This window comes from Vibrio sp. 1F169 (assembly GCF_041439605.1).
In the GTDB taxonomy this organism is placed as follows: domain Bacteria; phylum Pseudomonadota; class Gammaproteobacteria; order Enterobacterales; family Vibrionaceae; genus Vibrio; species Vibrio tasmaniensis_A.
This window is the reverse complement of sequence record NZ_JBGOOI010000011.1, coordinates 21,375-48,026: the sequence shown is the minus strand read 5'-3', so window position 1 is coordinate 48,026 and position 26,652 is coordinate 21,375. Positions and strand designations below refer to the sequence as shown.

At 44.8% G+C, this 26,652-nt stretch carries 23 protein-coding genes; 14 read left to right on the top strand and 9 right to left on the bottom strand.

Annotated elements, in window-relative coordinates:
• Nucleotides 1-11 precede the first annotated feature (11 nt).
• Nucleotides 12-1,370 carry a UDP-N-acetylmuramate:L-alanyl-gamma-D-glutamyl-meso-diaminopimelate ligase gene (mpl, locus tag ACED53_RS07025; RefSeq protein ID WP_017100028.1) on the bottom strand — a complete coding sequence of 453 codons (1,359 nt, stop codon included), beginning with the start codon at nt 1,368-1,370 and terminating at the stop codon, nt 12-14.
• 269 nt (nt 1,371-1,639) lie between these two features.
• Between mpl and fbp the strand changes: the two genes are divergently transcribed.
• Nucleotides 1,640-2,650 (top strand): class 1 fructose-bisphosphatase, encoded by a 1,011-nt coding sequence (gene fbp, locus ACED53_RS07020; protein WP_017100027.1) that lies wholly within the window; start codon nt 1,640-1,642, stop codon nt 2,648-2,650.
• Between the two features lie 106 nt (nt 2,651-2,756).
• Here the strand turns inward: fbp and ACED53_RS07015 are convergent, their stop codons facing one another.
• The 3 genes from ACED53_RS07015 to ACED53_RS07005 are packed head-to-tail and all read right to left on the bottom strand — an operon-like array spanning nt 2,757 to nt 8,626.
• The gene (locus ACED53_RS07015) at nt 2,757-3,110 is read right to left on the bottom strand and encodes a gamma-glutamylcyclotransferase (RefSeq protein ID WP_017100026.1); all 354 of its coding nucleotides are present in this window, start codon (nt 3,108-3,110) and stop codon (nt 2,757-2,759) included.
• Nucleotides 3,111-3,158: 48 nt separating this feature from the next.
• Nucleotides 3,159-6,917: a translocation/assembly module TamB domain-containing protein gene (locus tag ACED53_RS07010; protein ID WP_017100025.1), complete on the bottom strand. Its 3,759-nt coding sequence runs from the start codon at nt 6,915-6,917 to the stop codon at nt 3,159-3,161.
• Nucleotides 6,914-8,626, bottom strand: coding sequence for an autotransporter assembly complex family protein (locus ACED53_RS07005; protein ID WP_017100024.1), 1,713 nt, complete (start codon nt 8,624-8,626; stop codon nt 6,914-6,916). Before ACED53_RS07005 ends, ACED53_RS07010 begins: the two co-directional genes overlap by 4 nt.
• 212 nt (nt 8,627-8,838) lie before the next feature.
• On the opposite strand from ACED53_RS07005, the gene msrA reads away from it, so the two are divergent.
• Entirely contained in the window at nt 8,839-9,468 is a 630-nt protein-coding gene (gene msrA, locus ACED53_RS07000) for a peptide-methionine (S)-S-oxide reductase MsrA (protein ID WP_017100023.1), read from the top strand.
• Between the two features lie 271 nt (nt 9,469-9,739).
• Here the strand turns inward: msrA and ACED53_RS06995 are convergent, their stop codons facing one another.
• Nucleotides 9,740-9,940: a DUF1107 family protein gene (locus ACED53_RS06995; RefSeq protein WP_004735283.1), complete on the bottom strand. Its 201-nt coding sequence runs from the start codon at nt 9,938-9,940 to the stop codon at nt 9,740-9,742.
• Nucleotides 9,941-10,192: 252 nt separating this feature from the next.
• On the opposite strand from ACED53_RS06995, the gene ACED53_RS06990 reads away from it, so the two are divergent.
• From ACED53_RS06990 to ACED53_RS06960, 7 genes are all read left to right on the top strand, one after another.
• Complete coding sequence (locus tag ACED53_RS06990) at nt 10,193-10,744, top strand: YtfJ family protein (protein WP_009847759.1); 552 nt, start codon at nt 10,193-10,195, stop codon at nt 10,742-10,744.
• A gap of 90 nt (nt 10,745-10,834) precedes the next feature.
• Nucleotides 10,835-11,125, top strand: a complete 291-nt coding sequence (locus ACED53_RS06985) for a DUF2607 domain-containing protein (protein WP_012604884.1) — start codon at nt 10,835-10,837, stop codon at nt 11,123-11,125.
• 41 nt (nt 11,126-11,166) lie between these two features.
• Nucleotides 11,167-11,991, top strand: coding sequence for a DUF2796 domain-containing protein (locus ACED53_RS06980; protein WP_371692652.1), 825 nt, complete (start codon nt 11,167-11,169; stop codon nt 11,989-11,991).
• Between the two features lie 139 nt (nt 11,992-12,130).
• Nucleotides 12,131-12,847, top strand: a complete 717-nt coding sequence (locus tag ACED53_RS06975; protein WP_102579753.1) for an ABC transporter ATP-binding protein — start codon at nt 12,131-12,133, stop codon at nt 12,845-12,847.
• Nucleotides 12,844-14,103, top strand: coding sequence for an ABC transporter permease (locus ACED53_RS06970; RefSeq protein ID WP_009847762.1), 1,260 nt, complete (start codon nt 12,844-12,846; stop codon nt 14,101-14,103). Before ACED53_RS06975 ends, ACED53_RS06970 begins: the two co-directional genes overlap by 4 nt.
• A gap of 14 nt (nt 14,104-14,117) precedes the next feature.
• Complete coding sequence (locus ACED53_RS06965) at nt 14,118-14,633, top strand: DUF3299 domain-containing protein (protein ID WP_009847763.1); 516 nt, start codon at nt 14,118-14,120, stop codon at nt 14,631-14,633.
• A 351-nt stretch (nt 14,634-14,984) separates the two neighbouring features.
• Nucleotides 14,985-15,893: a TIGR03899 family protein gene (locus tag ACED53_RS06960; RefSeq protein WP_017100020.1), complete on the top strand. Its 909-nt coding sequence runs from the start codon at nt 14,985-14,987 to the stop codon at nt 15,891-15,893.
• A gap of 167 nt (nt 15,894-16,060) precedes the next feature.
• Here the strand turns inward: ACED53_RS06960 and cysC are convergent, their stop codons facing one another.
• The 4 genes from cysC to cysD all read right to left on the bottom strand — a co-directional run bounded on the left by cysC (nt 16,061) and on the right by cysD (nt 20,889).
• Nucleotides 16,061-16,681: an adenylyl-sulfate kinase gene (gene cysC / locus ACED53_RS06955; RefSeq protein ID WP_017100019.1), complete on the bottom strand. Its 621-nt coding sequence runs from the start codon at nt 16,679-16,681 to the stop codon at nt 16,061-16,063.
• Nucleotides 16,682-16,705: 24 nt separating this feature from the next.
• Nucleotides 16,706-18,430 (bottom strand): SLC13 family permease, encoded by a 1,725-nt coding sequence (locus ACED53_RS06950; RefSeq protein ID WP_017080873.1) that lies wholly within the window; start codon nt 18,428-18,430, stop codon nt 16,706-16,708.
• A gap of 65 nt (nt 18,431-18,495) precedes the next feature.
• Entirely contained in the window at nt 18,496-19,926 is a 1,431-nt protein-coding gene (gene cysN / locus ACED53_RS06945) for a sulfate adenylyltransferase subunit CysN (RefSeq protein ID WP_004735272.1), read from the bottom strand.
• A gap of 18 nt (nt 19,927-19,944) precedes the next feature.
• On the bottom strand, nt 19,945-20,889 hold the full coding sequence (gene cysD / locus ACED53_RS06940) for a sulfate adenylyltransferase subunit CysD (RefSeq protein WP_226088532.1): 945 nt from the start codon (nt 20,887-20,889) through the stop codon (nt 19,945-19,947).
• Nucleotides 20,890-21,303: 414 nt separating this feature from the next.
• On the opposite strand from cysD, the gene ACED53_RS06935 reads away from it, so the two are divergent.
• The 5 genes from ACED53_RS06935 to ACED53_RS06915 all read left to right on the top strand — a co-directional run bounded on the left by ACED53_RS06935 (nt 21,304) and on the right by ACED53_RS06915 (nt 26,650).
• Nucleotides 21,304-23,280, top strand: a complete 1,977-nt coding sequence (locus ACED53_RS06935) for a bifunctional 2',3'-cyclic-nucleotide 2'-phosphodiesterase/3'-nucleotidase (protein WP_017069395.1) — start codon at nt 21,304-21,306, stop codon at nt 23,278-23,280.
• A 338-nt stretch (nt 23,281-23,618) separates the two neighbouring features.
• Nucleotides 23,619-24,206: a DedA family protein gene (locus ACED53_RS06930; RefSeq protein ID WP_017100018.1), complete on the top strand. Its 588-nt coding sequence runs from the start codon at nt 23,619-23,621 to the stop codon at nt 24,204-24,206.
• Nucleotides 24,203-25,336 (top strand): ATP-grasp domain-containing protein, encoded by a 1,134-nt coding sequence (locus ACED53_RS06925; RefSeq protein WP_017100017.1) that lies wholly within the window; start codon nt 24,203-24,205, stop codon nt 25,334-25,336. Before ACED53_RS06930 ends, ACED53_RS06925 begins: the two co-directional genes overlap by 4 nt.
• Before the next feature lie 19 nt (nt 25,337-25,355).
• Entirely contained in the window at nt 25,356-25,898 is a 543-nt protein-coding gene (locus ACED53_RS06920; RefSeq protein WP_017100016.1) for a DinB family protein, read from the top strand.
• A 2-nt stretch (nt 25,899-25,900) separates the two neighbouring features.
• Entirely contained in the window at nt 25,901-26,650 is a 750-nt protein-coding gene (locus tag ACED53_RS06915) for an NRDE family protein (protein WP_017078812.1), read from the top strand.
• Nucleotides 26,651-26,652: the final 2 nt, after the last annotated feature.

Here is a 26,652-nt window from a genome sequence, read left to right as displayed (position 1 = left end):
TCGAGGATGCGTTAACCTTTGAGTGCCAATCCATCCAACAGTTTCTGGTGAATACCACCAAAGCCACCATTACTCATTACCAAGATTTGGTCACCCGCTTGTGCCTCAGAGACAATTTTAGCAACGAATGCATCCATGTTATCACTCACGTGCGCGGATTGGTGACACGCATCGGCGACGTCTTTTACTGACCAATCAATGTTATCGGGTTGGAATAAGTAAGTAGAATCCGCTTGCTTCAACGAATCAGCCAGCGTTTCTTTATGCACACCACGCTTCATGGTGGCAGAACGAGGCTCTAAAACAGCAATGATTTTTTTCGTATCGACCTTATTACGTAAGCCACCCAGAGTAAGTTCAATCGCTGTAGGATGATGAGCAAAATCGTCATAAACAGAAACACCTGCCACTTCACCTTTAAACTCTAAGCGACGCTTGGTATTAATGAAAGTCGCCAGTGATTCACATCCTAAGTCGGGTGTCACACCAATATGTCTTGCCGCCGCAATCGCCATCAAGGCATTACTTACGTTATGATCGCCAACCAAATCCCAGTCTACGGTTCCAACACATTCGTCTTGGAAATAGACCTCAAATTTGGAGCCATCTTTAACCAGTTTCTTGGCATCCCAATCGCCAAGTTCGCCGCTCGATTCAGTCTCACTCCAACACCCACGAGATAGAACATCTTCAATAGCCGTATCTTGCTTCGGTGAGAAAATACGACCATTACTTGGCACAGTGCGAACCAAATGATGGAACTGTCGCTTGATCGCTTCAAGATCGTCAAAGATATCCGCATGATCGAACTCAAGATTATTCATGACCAAGGTTCTTGGGTGGTAATGAACGAACTTAGATCGTTTATCGAAAAAAGCACTGTCGTATTCGTCGGCTTCAACCACGAAAAACATGCTTTCACCAAGGCGAGCAGATATACCAAAGTTACCCAACACGCCGCCAACTAAGAAGCCAGGCGCATAGCCACAGTCTTCTAAAATCCAAGCCAGCATGCTCGATGTTGTTGTCTTGCCATGCGTTCCCGATACCGCTAATACCCAACGGTCATGCAGTAGAAATTCTTGCAACCATTGCGGGCCTGATGTGTATCTAAGGTTATTATCCAATACATACTCAACACACGGGTTACCACGGCTCATGGCATTACCGATAACCACGAGATCAGGCCTTGGCTCTAATTGACTAGGGTCGAACCCTTCAATAATTTCAATCCCTTGTGATTCCAACAAAGTGCTCATTGGAGGGTAAACATTCGCGTCACTACCCGTAAGCTTGTGACCTAATTGACGAGCCAATACCGCGGCACCACCCATGAAGGTGCCACAAATTCCTAAGATGTGAATATGCATATATTGCTTCCAAACGCTTGGCTAAATGAGCCATGTCTAAATCAAACTACTTGCACTCATTATCATTAAATGGCGATTAAAAGCGAGCAGCAATGCAAAACAAATTTAGTCGACATAGTAAGTGAGATCTGTGTCGCTTAGTTCATTACCATTAAAAAGATCTAACCTTTAGAATTTAGGTAAGCGTCTAGATGAATAAAGCCCACTCAAGAGGCCTAATCTACAGTGCTCAAATCCCCCTAATATTGAGAGAAGTTTAAGGAAATAACATGTCTGAGATGCGCACCCTTGGTGAGTTCATTGTTGCAAAACAAAGTGACTTTCCCCATGCAAGTGGTGATCTATCATCCCTTTTGTCATCAATTCGTCTTGCTGCGAAAATTGTTAACCGTGAAATCAACAAAGCAGGTCTTGTCGACATTACTGGCGCTGTTGGTACAGACAACGTTCAAGGTGAAGAGCAACAAAAGCTAGACCTTTACGCGAACGACAAATTTAAAGCGGCTCTAGAAGCTCGTGACCAAGTTTGTGGCGTTGCAAGTGAAGAAGAAGACGAAGCTGTTGCCTTCAATAAAGAGCTCAACAAAAACGCAAAATACGTTGTTCTGATGGATCCACTTGATGGTTCTTCAAACATCGATGTGAATGTATCGGTTGGTACGATTTTCTCTATCTACCGCCGAGTGTCGCCGATTGGTACCCCACCAACACAAGAAGATTTCCTACAACCTGGCCACAAACAAGTCGCAGCTGGTTACGTAATTTACGGTTCTTCAACCATGCTTGTTTACACAACAGGCGCTGGCGTCAATGGTTTCACCTACGACCCATCACTGGGTACCTTCTGTCTATCTCATGAAAACATGATGATCCCTGATGAAGGTAAGATCTACTCGATCAACGAAGGTAACTACTTCCGCTTCCCTACGGGTGTTAAAAAGTACATCAAATTCTGCCAAGAAGATGAGCCAAGTGATAACCGCCCTTACACCTCTCGTTACATTGGTTCTCTAGTATCAGATTTCCACCGTAACCTGCTGAAAGGCGGCATCTACTTATACCCGAGTACGCAAAGCCACCCTCAAGGTAAACTGCGTCTGCTGTACGAGTGCAACCCAATAGCCTTCATCATGGAGCAAGCTGGCGGTATTGCCTCCGATGGCGCCCAACGCATCATGGATATAAAACCAACAGAACTGCACCAACGTGTGCCTTTCTTTGTCGGTTCTAAGAACATGGTGAAAAAAGTAGAAGAGTTCCTTGAACTTAACCGAGACTAACCGTCTCGCTTATTTTTCAAGTTAACGCCATTAAAAAAGCCAGCATTTACATGCTGGCTTTTTGTTCGACAACTCAGAATACATAGATGTTACGGATAGATAACTATTACGGGTTGTCCCGCTTACACCAATCACCCGAAAATATTTCTTTATTAGCCGTTAGATCAAGCTGATACAAATATACCCATGCTAATCCAAATATAGTCTCTATTTTCTCGCGACGATACTCAACAGGAACATCTTCTAGCCGATCGAGCGACGCCAAGACTTCGTCGTTAATGATATAGACCTCGCCAACGACATTTTTCTTTCCAGAAATCATCGCTGGATAGGCACCTAAATCAAAAAGAGCGTATTCCTCAGGGGTGTCAAATCTTCCTAAGCACTCACACTGCTGCAAATAGTGGTGGTTGGACTGACCTTGCCTCAAGGTTCCATAAACAAAAACAAGTTGCTGCATAACCCCTCCTCAGCATTCGTCATCCGCTAATCAATCACGACTCAAGTGTTACTCGAATTCAAATTGATAGAGAAGATCCACGGCACTGTCTAGCCCCGATACGGCTTCAACATAGAGATCCTGCATCAATCGATAACGAACAGTAAACTCACCTAACGAGTTAAAGATACCTACGCCATACTTCACCTGTAAACCAGGGAGAATGTAGCCGCTGACCGTAACCTGGGAATCATCTCCAGAGCCTGCAGTATCCAGTTGCAAGTCCTGTACGCCAAAAGCCTCACCAATTTCGCCGACAACCTTGCCGCTCTTCGCCAAGCTTAAGCCAATTAAGGTCGTTGTCATTGAACCATTCGACTCACCATCAATATCTTGACCACGCAAAATATAAGACAACGCATTGGCTTGCGGCATCGCAGGATCAGAATAAATTTCGATGGTCGGCTCTGTCGCCGGGCCTGTCACTCGAATACCAGCTGTCACATCATCCTGAGTATTATCAGGGTTACGTATCGCATTGATCGCTACATATGGCTGATCTGGAGGACCATTCATTAGAATCTTACCTTCTTTGATCAAGAGATCTTGTCCAAAGGATTGGTAAGTACCATCGACGATGTTTACCTCACCTGTGATAAAAGGACCTTGGTCTTTTTGAGCCACATTGAGCTTACCAACCAAGTCGCCTTCAAGACCGAATGCTGACAGTTTAAAGTCATCACCAATGGAGATATTAATATTGGTCATCACATTGAATGGAATCGTGTCTTCGCTCTCTGGCTCAAGATCTTTATTCAAGATAACTTGATCAGAAGAGACGCCGACCGCTGACGGTGGTAAGTCTTCGACAACGATACGTCCCCACGGTAATGCGATATCACCCGTAATTTTTGCAAGCTCTGGAGTGACATCAATGGTCATGTCAGGCACGACCTTCACCTTAACCATAGGCGGAATATCAACCATCAACTCGTCGGCAAACACTCTGACATTAGAGTGCCATGCTTTAAGATCCTGCCAATCCCCGGAGCCTTCGATATCAAGGTGACCATCGGGTGTTTCAACATTGGCATCTAACTTCGCGCTGTAGCCGTCAAAATCGAGGTCAATACGACCATCTTTAATATCGACTGGTGTGACATCGCCTTTGACTTGAATACCATCAACAGAGAATTGACCAAAGACTTGAGGATGCATCAAAGAGCCTTTTACCTGTAGGTCACTCTCAAGATCGGCCTTCAACAGGTTGTATTCGCCGAGGATTGGCTGTAAGAAGTCCAGATGGAAAGTTGTCAGCTTAATTGCCGCATCGACCATTTTGTCTTCTGCGAGAATGTCTGGTAACGACACCGAGCCAGACAGGTCACCATTGTCGGAAACATCCAGTTTAAAGTCGGCGTTCAGTTGGTTGTCTTTCAACTGTGCATTCAATGCAACGCTTTCCCAACCGAGTGTGATTGGCTCACCAACTTGTTGAACAGCCTGACCTTTCGGCATATCGACGCTTACCGTCACCTCAGGTTCACCTTGTTCCGACCATTTGGCATGAGCGGTCGCATTGACTAAACCCTGTAATTGCGTTTCTTTAGGCATGAGGGCTTGGATCTGCTCAAAGTCGAATTGGTTAACGCCCAGTTTGGCCTCACCTGACTTTCCAGCGCGGATATCCTCATCCAGACACACGCTCGAACCCGATTGCTTCCAACAGTGCGCTTGAACGTCGGCATACTGCTTATCGACATCCGCCTTAATCGCAACGGGTTGGTCTAATACCCAAGGTCCCTGTTGAGTGGTAATTCTGACTCTGTCTAACGACCCATCCCAAATAAGAGAAGGCTTCTGAATCAATTCTCCAGAGATAGCCAAACTGGTCGACACTATATCGGATATCACATCAAGTGTTACGGTATGCTGCTTCTCACCGCCATTCACGGTTAAATCAATGCTTTCCACATTTTGTTCTTGATAGGTTAAGTTCTTAGCTTTCAATACAAGATCGGCTTGAGCTTCAGGCAATGGCAGAGGAACCACTGAGCCATTAAGCGATAAGGATTCTAGTGTTGCTTCGTTATTCCAATCGACCTTATCAACATTAAGTGCGAGATCGACCTTTGGCTCTTTCGTTGGGCCACTAAGCTGGATATTACCCATCACTTTACCCGTCAGCTCTGGAACACTCTTATCTAACTGTGGAAAATTAATCGCAACGCCCATACCCCATTGCTTATCCAGTTGCCCTTGAGCCTTAATCGAATTAACACCGTGAGCCAAGCTCAAACCACTGGTTTTCAGTTTAGGTTCACCGCTCGCGCTGCGATCTGACGCTGACAACTGCCCTTTGATATCCAGAGGGTATTCTCGTAGGATCCCCTCGATATCGAGCTTAGGTAGTTCAATCGCCCAACCACCCGCTTGTGTCAGTTCACCCGAAGTTACGATGCTTCCGCTAATGTTACCCTCGGCTTCTGGCCACTGCAGACCCGGTTGTATGTCTTTGAGCGTCACATCGGCTTGCCAATTAACGAGCTTCTTCCAGTTAGCTTTAACTACACCATTTAGTTCGCCACCCAAGGTATTCAGTTTCAAGCGTTCAAGTTCAATCTGTTCCGTGGTGCCTTTACCTTGTAGATCTATTGTTAAGGCAGGTATCTCCTTACCATCGGCTTCAGCTTTAAGCTGCACATTAAAACCATCTAATGAACCATCGGCTTTGAATTTCTCAATTGCAGCTTGGTAGTCACTTTTACCTGTCAAAGGCCATTGCGCTTTACCTCCCTCTAAAAGAAGGTCAAATGGCAGAGTCGGTTCTAAGGGTTGAATATCCCCAGACAACTTTGCCTCAATCAATTCGGAGAACTGAGACTCTAGGCTTAACTTAGCCACGCTGCCTTGTGCTTTCAGAGACAGTTTCTGACCAGCAAGATCGGTTTCTTTCACCAACGCCCCCAAAGAAATCTCTAGCGGATAGCCGCCCTTGAGCTCAACCTTCGTCGTTAGGTTCGCGCTTGCTTGTGGCATATCGAGTTCGAGACTGGAAACGTCAACCGTGTGTTTACCCGCGCGAGCTTCTAACCCGAGGTGATTCACAACAATTGGCGCTTCTTGTTCTAGAGTGAAACGGTTGAGATCAAAACGCTCCAACACAATCTGTAAAGGAATCCAAACTTCAGGCAACTCGATAGCTGTCTTAGTTGCAGTATCTGGCTCGACAATTTCTGATTGTGGATCTTCAGTAGACTCTGCAAGTTTAACCTTAAGATCATTGAATAAGGTTGGCGATACTGTCAGCTTTTCCCCCTGCATACTCAGGGCAGTAGAGAACAAACCCCATTCAATTTCATGACCTAAGATATTCAGTTTGATATCAGATAAAGCGATTCGATTAATGACGATTGGTAGTGGTGTTTTTACCGATGTTACGGGCGGAGTAGGTTCTGCCTCTTCTGTAGAAGCTGGTGGCAATTCAGTAAGTGCAAAGTCCAGCCCTTGAATTGCTAAGCGGTCAACACATACTTTAGGGTCAAGCAGACAGCGCGGATTGATCGCCAATACCAAATTTTCAACCTTGGTATCGATATGCAGGCTATCATCTTTGAACTGGACATTATTAAGCGTAAAGCTTGGGAAAAGAGCGCCTTTAGTACTTTCCACTTTCAGTTGTGGCAATGCTTTTTCAGCGCCCCACAACACAGTGTTCAACCCCGAATTGGTGAACAAAACAAAACCTAGTAGGGCTATCAACAATAACAAAATAGACGTCAATGAAATCGACGCCCACTTTATACACTTACCCACCACTTTGATCATAATTCTGGCCCTAAACTAAAGTGCAGTTGGAACTCATCACCTTTTTTCGCATCTAGACCCCAAGCAAAATCTAAACTCACAGGACCGACGGGGGACGCCCAACGAATCCCGACACCAGTACCATGTTTCCACTCTGGCGTGTCATTGAATGCATCACCAATATCGTAGAAAGCCGCTCCCCACCAATTCCCAACTAAGCGATATTGGTATTCAAACGAACTGGTTGCAATGAATTTCGCCCCCGTTAGTGCGCCACTTTCATCTCGAGGAGAGATAGACTCATAGCCATAACCACGGATGCTATTATCACCACCCGCAAAAAATCTTAAAGAAGGAGATAACTTATCAAATTCGTCCGCAAAGTTTCCGCCGAATTGAAGGCGGGTTAAACCTCGGTGGTTATTACCAATGCTTCGAATCCATGCGGTTTGCCCTTGAAAACGTACGACTTGGGTTTCAGATAACAAGGTATCATCAGCCGCTTCAACCATGATGGTTTGTTTATCGCCCCACATCGGCATTGAACCGCCTCGGGTTCGAGTGCGTGAGAAAGAGACACCTGGCAACACAAACTGCGCCAAATCGTCTTGTAAACCTTGTTTATAGTTTTCGACTAGGTATCGAATGAATACCGTGCGTTGCCAACCATTATCTAGACGCCAGTACCTTTCTAAGGCTAAGTTTGACTCCAAACTCTTGGTATCACGGTTATCCAGATTCTTCATTCCATACTTAATTTGATAGTAGTCATTAAGCACGTCATCCAATGGGATTTTATAAGCCGCCGTAATCGTCTGCTCAGGCTTGGAGATCGATAAACTACTATTAAAACTATGACCTTTCTCATTAACCCAAGGTTTCTTCCATTTAAGGGTACCTTTTACACCCAAGTCTGTTGATACACCGATACCCGTTTCAATTTGGTTCCGCGCTTGCGGAGCAAGGCTTACCTTCATCGGAATTTCTCGACCTTCACCCAATTGACTTAAATCAGGCTCAACAAAGACTGAAGAGAACCAATCCGTATTGGAAAGGTTTTGGTTGTATTCACCAACTTTGGTTATCGAGTAAGGTTCGCCATCTTCAAATGGTTTAAGTGACTGCACCTTCTCTTCTTCTATTTGGCTACCAGTAACCTGAGTAGAGCCAAAGTGATAACGAATACCACTGTTATAATGAAGGCGGACATAAGCGCGGTTTAATTCAGGAGCGACTTCTAGTTTGCTAAGATCATACGCCCCATCGAAGTAACCTTTCGCTAATCCAAGATTGCGGATCGATGATTTTAAAGAGTCATAGTTACCATGATTCAAAATCGAACCTTTAGACAACTTGCTCTTAGCTATTAAGGCCAAAAAATCAGGATCATCTTTGGCTTCACCAGTCAGAACAATATCTGAAGCATAAATAACAACCGGCTCTCCCGGCTCAACCGTAACAGTCAATTCGGTATCATCTTCAGAATGAGTAAATGTGATATTAGGTTGGTAGTAGCCTAATGCATTCAACGCTTCGTTGATCATCGACTCCAAGCGAGATTGAAATCTTAATGAGACCGAATACTCTTCTTCAGGAATCGCACTCAGATAAGCATCCACATTATCTGCAAGCGCGCCATCCAACCCTTTAATATCAAGGGAAACGTCAGCAAAAGCGAGCGTCGATGACAGTAGAGTGCCAATCAGAACTGGTAAAGTTTTTCTTATCATGTTTAATTGGTGAAGAAGTTATCAATACGTTAATAAGTGAAAAGAAATCATACCGCTAAAACGACATTGAGTCTGCAATAAATCCGGCAATAACACGGTCTAATGTAAAGACTTAATCAATATTAACCGGCCGTTAATATGAGCCTCCAGTTAATATAAACCTAGATCTAATGTTAACTAACGCGGTAAACGTATGCGAAAAGGAATATAACATGCTAAACAAACAACAACTGGTTTCCGCAGCAACCGCATTACCGGGAAATGCTGACCCAATCCGAATCACTGAGCGCCATTTCGTCAATCAAACTGACTTGCTCAATGCTCCTACGGGTTCTCAACAAGAAGTCCTACTTGGTATGGGATGCTTCTGGGGAGCTGAGCGTTTGTTCTGGCAGTTGAACGGCGTTATTTCAACATCTGTTGGCTACGCTGGTGGATACACAATTAACCCCACTTATGAGCAGGTATGTAGCGGACAAACTGGCCATACCGAAGTCGTTCGTGTCATTTTTGATAGCGAACAAACATCTCTCGCTCAAGTACTTGAAACCTTTTGGGAGCGTCATGACCCAACTCAAGGGATGCGCCAAGGCAACGATTTAGGGACTCAATACCGTTCTGCGATATACACCTTCAGCGAAGAACAACAGACTATCGCTGAGCACTCTAAACGTGAATACCAACGAGCAATGACTGAATCTTTGGGCAACGAAATCACAACGGAAGTTCTGCCTGCTGGAAAATATTTTTTCGCAGAAACCTACCACCAGCAATACCTAGCTAAAAATCCGAATGGTTATTGTGGATTGGGTGGAACAGGTGTGTGCTTCCCTCCGCAATAATGTGTTATACCAATCACAGTAAGTAAGTGATCATAAATAGCGCAGGAAAAATGCTTGAGAACAAGGCAGAAATTTTTGATAAGTAGTTATTCTACAATCAAAATTTCTAACGATGTTATCGAGTGTTTTAACCAGCTAGGATGAACAGTTATTTACTACGATTGGTATTAGGCATACAAACTAGAACAACATCCATTAAAAAAGGGCTTCCGCTAGGAAGCCCTTTTTTAATGGAAATCTATTTGACGAAATGCAAATCTATAACAGTCAGTTACACCGGCAGCGCAGCAATGGTGCCGTTAACCTCTTTAAAAATCGTTAGCTTTTGTTTGTCTGAAACTTCAGGAAGAAGCACCTTGCCTTGGTCGAAGCGAAACTCTCCGATACCCTCTATAGCAAACTGGCCTTTGAACAGGACTTTAACGAAACGCGCCACCTGATGTGGACGGTAAGTAGAAAATTTTCTTAACATAATACAACCTCAATTCCATTTGAGTACTACAGCCACGTACCTGAACACCAACGTATTCAAAGCACATTAAATCGCTAATTCCTTTAGCAAACAGCAAGATAATCTATTGTTCATCTCGATATTGATGCATTATACCTTTTGGTAACAAGCCTGCAACTTATTTCTACACCGTACGATAAAAAAGTTAAAGAGGCATTTTTCAAATTTCATATTATACTTCCAGAGCAAACCAATAAGCGGAACAAAAATATAATGAAAAACAAAACTCTACTGGCTTTTTTAGCCGCAGCCTCTCCACTTTTCGCCAATGCTCATAATCTATCAGTCGGTGCAACTCTGCCTGCTGTCGATGTTAGCAACTATGGTGAAATCGTACTAAACGACGGAAATACTGGATATCAAGCTTGGGCAACCAATGATCTTCTAGGTAAAGTTCGCGTCGTTCAAGCTATTGCTGGCCGTAGCAGCTCGAAAGAGCTCAACGCACAACTGATGGCAGCAATTACAGCATCGAAATTCGCAGAAGACAGCTACCAAACCACTACCATCATCAACCAAGATGATGCGATTTGGGGGACTGGGTCTTTTGTTAAATCGTCAGCAGAAAGTAGCAAAGAAGAATTTCCATGGTCTTCTATGGTGCTAGATGAAGACGGAACCGTAGCGTCATCATGGGCTTTAAAAGAAGAGAGCTCAGCGATTATCGTTCAAGACAAGCAAGGTAAAATATTGTTTGTTAAAGAAGGGGCATTAAACGACTCAGAAGTCACTCAAGTTATTGAGTTGATTAAAGCGAGCCTTTAATAAGATATTCGCGTCTTTTTCGAGACCTGACCAAAGGATATTGTTATATTATAACAGTATCCTTTTTTAATTCTGTGGTTAATCATCCTGATGTGGAAAAACACACCTAATAATGTGAAACGTAAAACAGGCTTCTTGCTTGGGCTGATGCTCATGTTGAGCGTGTTAGCAGCGACACATATTGTGGATATCGACCCACATCATCACTCTTCACATCATTGTGAGCTGTTTTCGATAAATCAGTTCATAACGGCGCATTCACTTCCACAGATCCCAGAGTTCCATTCGGAATTTACTGTCGCTATCACAGAGTCAGTCGTTTCGTTACAGCGCCTGTATTTCGCTTATTTAGCACGTTCACCTCCTGTAAAGATTTCTTAATTACCACTACTTTTTAATTAACCTTTATTCAGGAAAAAAACATGAAACCTACTATTCTAGCCGTTGTTATCGGTATGACTGTCTCTACTAATGTTCTAGCTAACGAAGAATTCCGCTCTCACGAAGCACACGTGCACGGTAAAGTTGAGGTGAACATCGCTCAAGATGGGCAAGAACTACTTGTTGAAGTAACAGCTCCCGGCGCTGATGTGGTTGGCTTTGAACATGCTCCAGAAACTGCTGAGCAAAAGAAAGTATTTGAACAAGCGATTGCGCAATTAAACAAGCCAGATGAGCTATTTGGTTTCAAAAATGCAAGCTGTACTCTGAAGTTCAAGTCGGTGACGAACACCTTGGAAGGCGATCATGATGACCATGAAGGCCATGACCACGCTGAACACGCTGAACACGACCATGATGACCACAAAGGCCATGACCACGCTGAACACGATCATGACGACCACAAAGGCCATGACCATGCTGAACACGATCATGACGACCACAAAGGCCATGACCATGCTGAACACGACCATGACGACCACAACGGTCATGATCACGCAGAACACGACCATGATGACCACAAAAGCCATGACCATGCTGAACACGACCATGATGACCACAAAGGCCATGACCATGCTGAACACGATCATGATGACCATGAAGGCCATGACCATTCAGAAGGTGGGCACGGCGAATTCACTGTCGAGTACCATTACCAATGTTCAGATATTGCGAAGCTAGATACCGTGAGCACTCAATGGTTCTCTAAGTTCAGCAACACAAAATCAATGACGGTAAACCTTCTAACTGACAGCGCTCAAATTCAAGAAGTGCTTAACGCAGATCGTATTAGTTTTCGATTCTAATCAGTATTAGATTGAATTAAACGTAGATACGCAGCCAAGTAAGTAGTCACTTACTTGGTTGTGCAAATCGGTGTGTTCTGGGAATTTATTTTTCTAGTAGCTGTCCAGTAAATACACCGCTTTAATCATTGGAGCTAATATGTCTTTTGACAGTTCATCACTTGTGGTCAAACTCGAAAATATCAGCTTTCGTTGGAAGCCTGAATTACCCCCAACGCTAGAGATCCCCTCACTGCATATCCAAGCCCAAGAGCACCTTTTCATCAAAGGGCCTAGTGGTTGTGGAAAGTCAACATTGCTAGGGTTACTGACCGGAATCAACCAAGCTGAACAAGGTGAAGTTTCAATCCTTGGCCAAGACCTCACACAGCTAACACCTCGTCAGAGGGACAAGTTCAGAGCCGATCATATTGGCTATATATTCCAACAATTTAATCTGCTTCCTTACTTGTCAGTGATCGACAATGTGACGCTTCCTTGCCAGTTTTCTAAGATTCGTAAGCAGCAAGTCACTGAAAGTCAGAACAGCCTGCAAGCAACCGCTCAAGAGTTGTTGCTCAGATTAAAGCTACCTCAAGCTCTAATGGACAAGCCTGTTACCGAGTTGAGCATTGGTCAACAACAACGTGTTGCTGCCGCTCGCGCTTTGCTCGGCCGACCGAAAATCATTATTGCCGACGAGCCAACCTCGGCTTTGGATCATGACAACCGAGAAGCCTTCATCGAATTGTTACTAGAGCAAGCAAATCAAGCCGGGTCTACTCTGATATTTGTCAGTCACGATCCAACATTAGAAAAGCTGTTCACTCGAACCATAGATTTAAAAACCGTTAACCAAGCTAAGGTTGTCGTATGAAAGTAATTACTCACTTAGCCCTAAAAAGCGTACTCAACCGTAAAGCCACCGCTATTCTGACGATTCTCACCGTGGCAGTATCAGTGATTCTATTACTCGGTGTTGAACGTGTAAGAACCGAAGCAAAGAGCAGTTTTGCTAATACGATTTCAGGTACCGACCTTATTGTTGGTGGCCGCTCTGGTCAGGTAAACCTACTGCTTTATTCGGTATTTAGGATTGGTAATGCAACCAACAACATCGACTGGAAAAGCTATCAAGAATTTAGCCAACATAATGCTGTAAAGTGGGCGATACCCATCTCATTGGGAGATTCACATAAAGGCTTTCGTGTAATGGGCACGAACCATAGTTACTTTGATAATTATCGCTATGGAAGTAAGCAACCACTTACTTTTCAACAAGGCAAAGAGTTCAATCAGCTATTTGATGTCGTGATTGGTGCCGATGTCGCGAAGAAGTTAGATTACAAGATTGGCGATCACATCATTCTGGCGCACGGTATCAGTGATGTCGCCTTCAGTCGCCACGACAACCTGCCCTTCACCATTGTCGGAATACTCGCGCCAACCGGCACACCAGTAGATAAAACGGTGCATGTTTCGTTAGAGGCCATTGAAGCGATTCACGTTGGTTGGGAATCGGGGGCTAACCTAGGCCACACACCGAATGCTGAAGCGCTAAAGCAACGTGACTTCCAACCAAAGCAGATTACCGCGATGATGGTTGGCCTTAAATCGAAGATCCAAACCTTTGCACTGCAACGAGAAATCAATAACTACCGCCAAGAACCTTTGAGCGCCATTATGCCAGGTATTGCGCTTCACGAATTGTGGGGAATGATGGCCGTAGCAGAGCAAGCACTACTGATTGTTTCAGGGTTTGTGGTAATCGCGGGACTGTTAGGGATGCTGAGTAGTCTACTCACTAGCTTGCAAGAAAGACGTCGAGAGATGGCCATTCTGCGCGCGATGGGAGCAAGGCCTCGTCATGTGTTCGGTTTACTGATCAGTGAAGCAAGTGCCCTAACCTTCCTCGGTATCACATTGGGTGTTGCCGTGTTGTTTGCGCTAATCGCAGTAGTTGCTCCTATTGTGCAACAAAGTTATGGTATCAACATATCGGTATCCGCAATCACACCCCATGAGTGGAAACTGCTTATGTTGGTGCAAGTTGCCGGAATCATTATTGGCTTTATTCCCGCTTTCAGAGCTTACCGTCAGTCATTGTCTGATGGCATGACTATCCGAATCTAAAATAGGAACCTACGATGCAACGCAAATTCCTACTGATACTTGGGTTACTTATGTTCCCATTTATCAGCACAGCTCACGCTGAAACCACTCAGACTGACGAATCGGTATTAACACTCGATTGGATTGACTTGATTCCAGAGTCAGAGCGAGCACAACTCGACTCATTTGGTATGCCTATGGTTAACCACGACAGTATGGACAAACCTCAACAATCGACACTTGGCGCTGTTCGCCCAGAGCTGAATGGCAGCACAGTCAAGATTCCTGGCTTTGTGATTCCATTGGAAGGCGATGAGAACATGATCACTGAGTTTCTGTTAGTACCGTACTTTGGCGCATGTATCCACGTACCGCCACCGCCGCCGAACCAAATCATCTACGTGAAGTTCCCACAAGGCGCTCCAATCCAGCAGCTATGGGATGTGATTTATTTAGTAGGTACACTAAAAACCGAGTCAATAAGCCACGACTTAGCTCAAACCGGTTATCTTATTGAAGGTACTGCGATTGAAGAATATGACGACATGTAGTCATTAGAAGGGTGGCTCACGGATGAGCTGCCGTCACTGAACGAGTGAGATCATTCAATAACAGTTTAATAACGATAATTTTATTCTAAATTATGCGATGTAATTAGACAAGTACGCTAGAACAGCGACGTAAGTAGCGAGTAATAACCCTATACTAAGCTGTTTCTTCAGCTTGTTATCATTGACTTGATTCATAACTCCTCCTTGAGAATTACAACAAATTTAACATTTTATTATCATTAGCAAAAGTAAAATTTTGTTGAAACCTTCAACTCTGCACGCAAAATCTAGCCACCAATAAGATAAAGAGTTACATTTTAGACAGTTAAGTCGTTTCCTTAGGGTACTCTTATGTCAGAAACCAAACAGCCAGTGATCATTGAGCATGCTAGCGATACACAGCAAAAGCATGAGAAAAAGCCTCATATTGCCGATAGTGCAAGCAGAATGCGGCACATCGCACAAAGCTTCGGCCTCGATTCCTTAATTGGTCATAGTGCAAAGCCAAACGATAAAGCTGAGAGTACGCTTATCGAACGGGCACTATTACGAGAGAAAAAACGTAGAGAGCTTCGCCAAAAGAACCTAGAACAGATTCTAAAGTTGGCACACTCTTCATGTAAGGATGAAGCGGCTGGAGATCCTGATCAGGACTGGCTATACCGTTTCTTCGATATGGCACAAGAGATCCACAATACATCGATGCAGAGGCTATGGGCTCAAGTACTGAAACGAGAAGTCACCAACCCAGGCTCGACTTCGATGAAAGCGCTGCAGATCTTAAAAGACATGACACCAAAAGAAGCGCTCACCCTGCAAAGAGCAGCGTCACTTGGTTGTAGCTTTGGTAGTGATAACAGCAGAAAACTGTTACTCGGCTTTAAATCCCATGCTGGAATCTTCAGCTTTGGTAAAAGGGACACCACCAACACCATCAATCTTGGTGGACACAACCTTCCCTACTCTAGCTTGCTCCACTTGATTGAACTCGGGATTATTCTGGGCACAGAACTAGAATCTGGAGAGATTGATTTCGATCCTGCTCTGCACTTAACTTATCAAGGTAAGGGCATGTCACTGGCACCATTATCAAAAGGGGTAAAGCTGATTTACTACCGATTCAGTCCAACAGGCAATGAGCTTTGCAACTTACTTGGCAACAAGCCTAACACGCAGTATTACGACCAGCTGATTGCGCTATTGAGCCAAAAATTTACGGTTCAAACAGAAGTTAAAAGCAGTGTGAACTACACCGTCTAGACAATCGATACTGTAAAAAATAGACGGTGTACGCTGTGAAGAGTATTGATAAGAGTGAAGAGAATCTAGAGGATAAGGTTCTTGTCTCGGAAAACCAAGGCTGCACTATTTATCCGCAGTGAATTAAGCAGATAAACAGGAGAGTAGCCTTAGTCATACCATCGATCTCAATTGGATAAAATATTACGCTTCTCTAAAGCCTCAATACACAATTCGACCAGTTCATCGAGTGTCTTTTCGCCCGCGGGTAGATCTATCTCAGGGCTCTGAGGCGCTTCGTAAGCTGAACTGATACCAGTGAAGTTCGGGATCTCTCCAGCACGTGCTTTCTTATACAGGCCTTTAGGGTCACGCTGTTCGCAAACCTCAAGTGGTGTATTGACGAACACCTCAAGAAACTCACCTTCCGGCAATAAATCACGCACCAACTGTCTCTCCGCTTGATGTGGAGAAATAAACGCTGACAATACAATCAAACCCGCATCCGCCATCAATTTAGCAAGTTCACCAATACGACGGATATTCTCTCGGCGATCCTGCTCAGAGAAGCCAAGGTCGCTACATAACCCATGACGCACATTATCGCCATCCAATAAGTAAGTATGGTAACCAAGCTGTGCCAAGCGATTTTCTAATGCTCCAGCGACTGTCGACTTCCCAGAACCAGATAATCCCGTGAACCAGAGCACGGCTGGCTTTTGTGATTTCAGATCAGAGCGGAATGTTTTATCAATCGAGTGTTGATGCCACACAACATTCTCATCTTTTGGTTTGAGTACTGCGGTCATAATTAGTCCTTTAAATAAACAGCATTAAAATGGGAAAAAATAAGGAATTAGGGTCAGCACCAAACCCGAATAAACAATCGAGATTGGGATGCCGATGCGCAGATAATCCGTAAGGTGGTAATTACCTACGCTATAAACAAGTAAGTTGGTTTGGTAGCCGTATGGCGAAATAAAACTGGCACTGGCACCAAACAGAACCGCCATAATAAACGGCATTGGGTCAACGCCATAACCGACAGCCATACTGTAGCCAATTGGGAACGAGAGTGCCGCGGCCGCATTATTGGTCACCAACTCAGTCAGGACCAACGTCATGAAATAGGTCGCGACTAGCGCTCCAAACACGCCCCAGCCATTAAAGGCTTCCATAAACATCAGCCCCATTCGCTCAGACAACCCAGATGAAATCATCAGTTGAGCAATAGAGAGTGCCGAACCAACGATCACGACAATATCGACGGGGAAGCGGCGGCGAAGCTCACCAAGTTGTACTACACCAAATGCCACTAGCAATAATAAAAATCCCGCTAGCCCTTTAATAATAGGGACTACATCAGCGAGCGATAACCCAATCACACTGGCAAAGCCGAGCAACACAAACGTCGATTTATCGGCATCAAGCTTGGCACTCGAGTCCAAGTCATTCATCAACACAAACTCTTTGTTGTGTTGCTGGCGCTGTTCTTCAAAGCGTTTACCGGGAACCAAAATCAAGGTATCACCAGCGGTCAATGTGATATTCCCTAGCCCACCTTCAAGGCGCTCATGGCCACGACGAATAGCAACTACAACTGCATCGAAACGGTCTCTAAACTGGCTTGTTTTGAGGGTTTTATTACAGAAGCTTGCCGACGAACTCACCACCACTTCAACAAAGCTCTGGCCGTTAAGGTGATGCTGGCCAAACAGGGTCAACCCTTGAATTTCTTGTAGTGTCGCTACGCTTTCAACGTCGCCACAAAACAGCAACCGGTCACGAGCTTGAAGAATAAAATCAGGGTCAATCGAAGCCGTGGTCTTACCGTCGCGAATCACTTCGGCTAAGAACAATTTTCTCAAAGCTCTGAGATTATTTTCGCTAACACTGCGGCCAACTAACGGTGAGCCAGGTTCAACTCGCGCCTCTAGAAAGTAAGGCAGATCGTCCTGCGACCCATCATCGTAGCTTGGTAAGAAGTAACTCAGAGGGATAAGAATCAAAACACCACCCACCAAGACCGCTAAACCGATCAAGGTTGGTGTGAAAAAGTTTAAGCTTGGCAATCCCGCATCTTCAACAAAACTATTGATGATCAAATTGGTTGAAGTGCCGATCAATGTCAGGGTTCCGCCTAAAATGGCAGCGTATGACAAAGGGATAAGTAACTTAGATGGCGCGTGCTGTTGATTGCGTTTGATCGCACCGATCAAAGAGACAACCACCGCTGTGTTATTAGTAAAAGAAGAAAGTAGCGCTGTGGAAATACCCAACTTCGCAACCACGGTACCTAGCCTACCTTCAGAGATATTGCGGCTAACCCAGCTGATTAAGCGAGTTTTCTCCAACGCACTTGATGCGAGGATCAGAAGAATTAAAGTCAGTAACGAGGAGTTAGTGAAGTTATTGGCTAGGCTCGACAAGTCGATCATACCAGCCATAAAAGCAATAAAAGCCGCGCCAGCAAAGATAAAGCTTGGCTTAATACGGGTAACGAGCAGGCAAGTAATGATGCCGAGCAAAATCGCTAATACAAATCCTTGTTGCCACATATACCCGTCCTTTATGGCGGAAACAATCGGTTTCCGCCTGATTCAATAAGCTGTTACTTGGTCGTTTATGACTTCAGTAGTTGGCTTAGATCTTTGGCATCCCAATGAGGGAAGTGCTTACGAACTAGAGCGTTGAACTCAAGTTCAAATGCAGAGAAGTTACCGACTTGCTGTTCAACAGAGTCCAAACGGTCTCGAATCAAACCAGCACCAACCGTCACGTTGGTTAGACGGTCGATAACGATGAAGCCACCGGTATCGGCACTTTCACGGTATTTATCCAATGCGACAGTCTCGTTCAGTGACCATTCACACAAGCCAATACCATTCAGTGGCAACTCATCGACAGCGTGGGTCGACAGGTTGTTGATGTCATACTGGTGACGAACCGTTTCAACTTGACCGACGGTTTTCTTGCCTGCGATCTTGATGTCGTAAGCTTTACCCGGTTGCAGTGGTTGTTCTGTCATCCACACGATGTCAGCCAATACATGGTTAGTAGATTCAATTTGCGCGTTTTCCAGCACAATCAAATCACCACGACTGATATCAATTTCATCTTCAAGAGTCAGTGTTACCGCCAAACCCGCTTGTGCTGATTCAAGTTCACCATCAAAGGTCACAATGCTTGCCACCTTAGAAGTTTTACCTGAAGGCAACGCCTTGATTTCATCACCCACGCTGACACGACCAGAAGCCACGGTGCCAGCAAAGCCACGGAAATCTAAGTTAGGACGATTGACATACTGCACAGGGAAACGGAATTCGCCCGCAGAGCGTTTTTGGTCAATGTCGACGTTCTCTAACACTTCTAATAGAGACGGACCTTCGAACCATGCAAGCTCTTTGCTTGGCGCAGCAACGTTAATACCTTCAAGTGCGGAAACTGGCAGGATCTGAATATTAGTTTCGCCCTCTAGGTTTTCAGCAAACTCTAGGTACTGATCGCGAATCTCTTCAAAACGATCTTGCGAGTACTCGACGAGATCCATTTTGTTGACTGCGACGATGAAGTGCTTCAAACCAAGCAGGTTAGAAATAAACGAGTGACGACGTGTTTGATCCAGAACGCCCTTACGAGCATCAATCAAGATCACCGCTAGATCACACGTTGAAGCGCCTGTTGCCATGTTGCGCGTGTACTGCTCATGCCCTGGGGTATCAGCAATAATGAATTTACGCTTTTGAGTCGAGAAGTAACGATAAGCCACATCGATCGTAATCCCTTGCTCACGCTCAGCCTGCAAGCCATCAACAAGCAGTGCTAAATCAGGTTTCTCACCTGTGGTACCCACTCGTTGGCTATCAGAGTGAACCGCTGCTAGCTGATCTTCATAAATCTGCTTTGTATCATGGAGCAAGCGACCGATTAACGTACTTTTACCGTCGTCTACCGAGCCACAAGTTAAAAATCTAAGCATAGATTTATGCTGATGCTGACTTAGATAACCTTCAATCCCTAGTTCAGCCAATTCGGCTTCTACTGCACTATTCATTTTTCTTTCCTTAGATTCTTAGAAATAACCTTGGCGCTTTTTCAGCTCCATAGAGCCCGACTGATCATGGTCAATCGCTCGACCTTGACGCTCACTGGACGTCGCCACCAGCATCTCTTCAATAATACCTGTTAGCGTATTCGCCTCAGATTCAACGGCTCCGGTTAGTGGGTAACAGCCCAAAGTACGGAAACGAACGCTTTTTTCTTCAATCACTTCACCTTCTTGCAGTTCCATACGGTCATCATCAACCATGATCAGCATGCCATCACGCTCAACCACAGGACGTTTGTCTGAAAGGTAAAGTGGAACAATATCGATACTCTCTAGGTAGATGTATTGCCAGATATCGAGCTCAGTCCAGTTAGATAGCGGGAAAACACGAATGCTTTCGCCCTTATTAACCTGACCGTTGTAGGTGTGCCAAAGCTCTGGACGCTGGTTTTTTGGATCCCATGTATGGTTCTTATCGCGGAAAGAATAAACACGCTCTTTTGCTCGAGATTTTTCTTCATCACGACGCGCACCACCAAAAGCGGCATCGAACCCGTACTTATTTAACGCCTGCTTAAGGCCTTGAGTTTTCATGATGTCTGTATGCTTAGAAGAGCCATGTACGAATGGGCTACACCCCATCTCAATACCTTCTGGGTTCTTATGTACTAAAAGGTCAAAGCCGTACTTTTTAGCCGTACGATCACGAAACTCAATCATCTCGCGGAATTTCCAATCCGTATCTACATGCAATAGTGGGAATGGAATCTTGCCTGGATAAAACGCTTTGCGAGCTAAATGAAGCATCACAGAAGAATCTTTACCGATGGAGTACATCATCACTGGGTTATCAAACTCAGCCGCTACTTCACGGATAATATGAATACTTTCCGCTTCGAGCTGTTTTAGGTGGGTTAAACGTTCTTGGTCCATTTCAGTGCTTCCTTTAAGGCTCGCGTTACGAGCAATTCATTACTTGGTCTTGCCAAGCAAGGGATTTAACTCATCCACTTGAGTGAATGGGAGTATTGGCACTAGAAGAAAACAGAAGCTTCGTTTTGAGCTATCCTTGCTATTCATCTGCCTGATACGTCCTTGATATAGGCATTATGACGAGCCTCTCATATTACTGGAAATTCTAAAATTTCATTTTTTATTCGAAAAGCTGATAAGGGATTGAATTTACCGATAAGCAGGTGAAATGAATGGACTAATATTATCGATATCAGTTGCGCATCGATTGAGCAGCTTTGGGAGGCGTCTTGCAGAACACCATAAAGTAATCGATCTAAGTCACGAATTAACATTCGTTGTAATCATTGTTTCATTCGGTTTTGTTACATTACGCAACGAATTTTCTACTATCCACTTTGGAGCTACAAAATGAAAGTTGCAATGAAACCTTTGTCATTGGCTGTACTTGCGGGTCTTGGTTTGACTTTAGCAGGCTGCACAACAACACCAGATACCGATGAAGTGATTAAATTACGTGTCGTAGAAACGACGGATATCCATACCAACCTAATGGATTACGACTACTACAAAGACAAGCCATCGAAAAAAATTGGCTTAGCACGTACTGCAACTCTAGTAAAAGAAGCTCAAAGCGAAGTAACCAACAGCGTATTAGTTGATAACGGTGACTTGCTGCAAGGTAGCCCAATGGGTGACTACATGGCAGACAAAGGCATCGAAGCAGGCGAAGTTCACCCTGCATATAAAGCAATGAACCAACTAAGCTACGACGCTGCAAACCTAGGTAACCACGAATTCAACTACGGTCTTGAGTTCCTAGAAGAATCTATCAACGACGCTGATTTCCCGTACATCAGTGCTAACGTTTACGACGCAGAAACCAAAGAACACTACTTCACGCCTTATATCATCAAGACGCACACGTTCGAAGATACTGCTGGCGTAGAGCACGAAGTAAAAGTGGGTTACATCGGTTTCGTTCCACCACAAATCATGACGTGGGATAAGAAGAACCTTGAAGGTAAAGTGATCGCTCGCGATATCATTGAGACGGCTAACGAGTTAGTGCCTCAAATGAAAGCGGAAGGCGCTGAAGTTATCGTTGCTATCCCTCACTCAGGCGTATCAACTGACCCATACAAAAATGGCGAAGAGAACTCAACGTTCTACCTATCTGAAGTAGACGGCATCGATGCGATCGCATTCGGCCACTCTCACGCAGTTTTCCCAGGTAAAGGTTTTGATGACATTCAAGGCATCGACAACGAAACTGGCACAATGAACGGCGTTGCGGCAGTAATGCCAGGTCGTTGGGGTAGCCACGTTGGTGTTATGGATCTAACACTTGCACAAAAAGACGGTAAGTGGGAAGTCGTTAAAGGCCAATCAGAAGCACGCCCTATCTACGACAAAATAGAGAAGAAATCTCTTGCTGCAGCTGATGAAGGCATCGTAACAGCACTAGAAAAAGACCACGCTGGTACTCGTGAGTTTGTTAACCAACCGATTGGTAAAGCAGACGATGTGATGTACAGCTTCTTGTCTCTAGTACAAGACGATCCAACAGTTCAAATCGTTAACCTTGCACAGAAAGATTACGTTGAACAGTTCATCCAAGGTGACCCTGACCTAGATGGTACGCCAGTACTTTCCGCGGCTGCACCATTCAAGGCCGGTGGCCGTAAGAATGACCCAGCGAACTTCACTGAGGTTGAATCTGGCCAACTGACATTCCGTAACGCAGCTGACTTGTACCTTTACCCGAACACGCTAGTTGCGATGAAGGTAACAGGTCACGAAGTAAAAGAGTGGCTTGAGTGTTCTGCAGGTCAGTTCAACCAAGTGGATGTTAACTCCACAGCACCACAACAGTTGATTGAGTGGGATAACTTCCGTACTTACAACTTCGATGTTATCGACGGTGTTGATTACCAAATCGACGTAACTCAACCTGCTAAATACGATGCAAACTGTAAAGTCGTTAACCCTGACTCACAGCGTATTGTTGGCCTAACTTACCAAGGTAAGCCAATCGACATGAAGCAAGACTTCCTGATCGCAACCAACAACTACCGAGCATACAGCGCTAAGTTCCCAGGTACAGGTGAAGACTTCATCGCATTTGATGCACCAGATGAGAACCGTACTGTTCTTGCAAACTACATCTCTCGCGTAAGCAAAGAGCAAGGTCAAGTGAGCCCAAGCGCGGATAACAATTGGTCATTTGCGCCAATCAAAACAGATAACAAGCTAGATATCCGCTTTGAAACATCTCCAAGCGACAAAGCAGCAGAGTTCATTAAAGAGAAGGGTCAATACCCGATGAAACGTGTTGCGACTGACGATGTTGGTTTTGCTGTTTACCAGATTGACCTAACTAAATAGGTTGCTTAAGTAATCTATAGTTAACGTTATGAAAGGCTGAGTTTAACGACTCAGCCTTTTTCTTTTCTTATAAATGTTCAGTCCAAAGCTCTAATTTGTCGAACGACAAACTCTCGCTCAACCCGCTTCCAAATGCCACGCCTTTAGCTTCAAACAGCAGTCAAACAGCAGTCAAACAGCAGTCAAACAGCACGACTCAAACCACCAATTGAATAAATCCAACACAAAAAAACACTAATCAGCTGTAAGTTTTTATCTGCTCCTCCTGTCTATTTAATTTACTACACTCAATGAATGGTGGTTAAGCCATTCATCTATAGGATAGATAAGGACATTTGATGAGCACCGTCGAGAGCATTCAAGCATGGTTACATTCAGGGGAGGAGTCGCTGCTATGGCTGATGCTTGGCATCATCGCGCTTTCTTATCTGCTTGAAGATCTTGCGATTGTTACGGCGGCAGGTATCGCGACTCAAGGTCTAATACTTCCTCAATATGCGCTGCTTGCTATTTTCATCGGTATTGCCACGGGTGATCTCGGTCTTTATTACCTGGGTAAATCAGGACGTTACTTCCGAGGTGTTCGATATAAAGCCCTCACTAATAAGTACTTTCGTTCGCTTCGTACCAAATTACGTCAGAACGCATTCAGCAGCCTTTTTGTTATCCGCTTTATTCCCGGGCTTCGTACCGTCGGCTTTACCTTAAGTGGCTTTTTCGCAATCCCACTGCCTACTTTCTTGTTTGCCGTGATTAGTGCCACTGCGCTCTGGACTGGCATTGTCTTCTCTGCCATCTACTATTTAGGGACATCAGCGTGGCTGCAAGCCTCTGAATATCAATGGATCATCATCCCGTGTGCCATCGCTTTGCTGTTTATCGGCAATCGATTAATGAATAGAACCTACTCTAGAGGATTATCATGAGTTCACCGCAAGATATTCGCATCATTCCCGCACATCAAATCAATGCAGGCATGCCTTTGCTTGAAAAAGATACCGTGCGCAGCGTCTCTCCTTATGAGTTTCTTCCAACTTGGTTCTTCTACACGCCAGTGGTGATTCAAAGCCTGATGCAAGGGTTACGGCACTTTGACTGGGCACTGCCGCTCATTGCCAACCCAAGCATCAAGTTAAGCGGAATGGTAGGCGAATCAAAACACGAGATATTAAGCCTTGCCGGATCTTCAAGTCAGCGTTGGATCTCTCCGTTTATCACCCTCACCAAAACGGATCTCAGCGGTAAGAAACAAGCTGAAGATGCACGCAGCGCACTAATACAATCCGATCTTGATTTCCCGATTGTCGCTAAACCAGATCTTGGCTGTCGAGGCGTAGGCGTCAAGCTGATCAACACACAAGATCAACTTGAGCAATATGTTGAATCTTTCCCAAATAATGCTCGCTTTCTACTGCAAGAAAAGGCGCCTTATCAGGCAGAAGCTGGCGTTTTCTATGTTCGTTACCCAAACAAAAAGCAAGGCGAGATCATCTCGATCACACTCAAATATGCGCCAATGGTGATGGGTGATGGCAAGTCGACACTCAAACAGTTAATTGAAAATAGCCCGCGTGCTGGGCAGCTCAGTCACCTCTATCTGCCAAGACATCAAGATAAATTGGATCAAGTGCTCGCAGAGGGCGAAGAGTTCCAACTCGCGTTCGCAGGTAGCCATAGCCGTGGCTGCATCTTCCGCGATGGCAATCAATACATTACTCAGGCTTTAACTGAACGTTTAGACGAGATATTCGATGACTTCGATGGTTTTCATTTTGGCCGACTCGACGTCAAGTTTAAAGACATGCACAGCCTAATGAACGGCGAGGATTTCACGATCCTTGAGGTCAATGGCGCAAGCAGTGAGGCTGGGCATATCTGGGATCGCAATACACCGCTGCGAGAGATATTTGCTACGCTACTTCTGCAATACCGTATTCTTTTTGATATTGGCGCTCAGCAAAAACAACGAGGCCATAAGACTCCCTCTTTCAAGAGCTTATTCGCTGCGTGGCAAGAAGAGCGACGTCTTGTTCAACAATATCCGACCACCGATTAACTTTGTACGAGGATCATGAATGAACCCCATAGCCCAACCGAGCGCCCTCACTTCTTTCTCTCCTAGTATCAAGGGAGCGGTAGAGATATTGAATCAGGGTTTAGAGTTTTTGTTAACGATATCTGACAGCGACTATCTGACACGAGCAAAGCCGCACGTCACAAGTTCTATTGGTGAGCATACCCGTCACACGCTCGATCTTTTTCACGCTCTGATTTTAAAAGAGAATGCGACCGTTGATTACAACACTCGTCGTCGTGGTCACCCCGTGGAGTTCGACAGGTCGATTGCGTTGAAAGAGATCCATTACGTGATCAACTGGCTTGAACGATTAGACCGCAGAGATCTCGAAGCGCCTATCATGATCCAAACCGAAGTTTCAATGGATACACAAGTGTTCGCCAGCCTACCTTCTACGCTAGAAAGAGAGGTTACCTTTGCTGCGCTGCATGCCAATCATCACTATGCGATGATCAAGGTGATCACGACCTTTCTTGATGTCGAAACATGCAATACCTTTGGTTATGCCCCAACCACCAGCAGCTATCTGAGGGAGCAATAATCATGTGTTCAGTATCTTGGCTGCTTGAAGAAAATGGTTATCAGGTCTTTTTTAACCGTGACGAACAAAAGACGCGAGCACTAGCAATGCCGCCTAAACAGTATCGAGTTAACGGCGTCGATATCATCATGCCACTCGACCCAACTGGCGGTGGTAGCTGGATCAGTATCAATGAGTTCGGGCTTTCGCTATGCCTACTCAATAACTATCAAGGCATAGTACCTGTTGGACCTTTAGTTAGCCGTGGTTTGTTACTCAAGAATCTATCATCGAGTCGTAACATCAGTCAGCTCTCTGAAGCATTTCATCAGCTCGACCTGCACTCTTTTGCTCCATTTACCTTGTTGGCTTTCGCGCCGAATTTAACTCAGAACAATGGTTTGGTTATCGCCTACATGTGGGATGGTATTCAACAGCACATCGTCGACACCGATTCTCCACTCTTCTCATCCGGTGTTGATTTAGAGCGAGTGCAAGCCTACCGACAAGCAAAATACGATCAGCTTATGACAACAGGTAAGAATCAGCAGAACTTACTTCAATTTCACTCTCACCATCATAGCGAACAGCCTCATTTAGCGACCTGTATGCATCGTGAAGACGCGCACACCGTGAGCTTTACACACTTACGCAATCTACACGGCCAAGCCTCTATGTTTTACGCACCCGGCTCGCCTTGTGAACCCATTAAACCATGCCAGATAAATCAACAGCGCTTTACCTTCGATTTATCACCCGTAATCAATCTATAGGA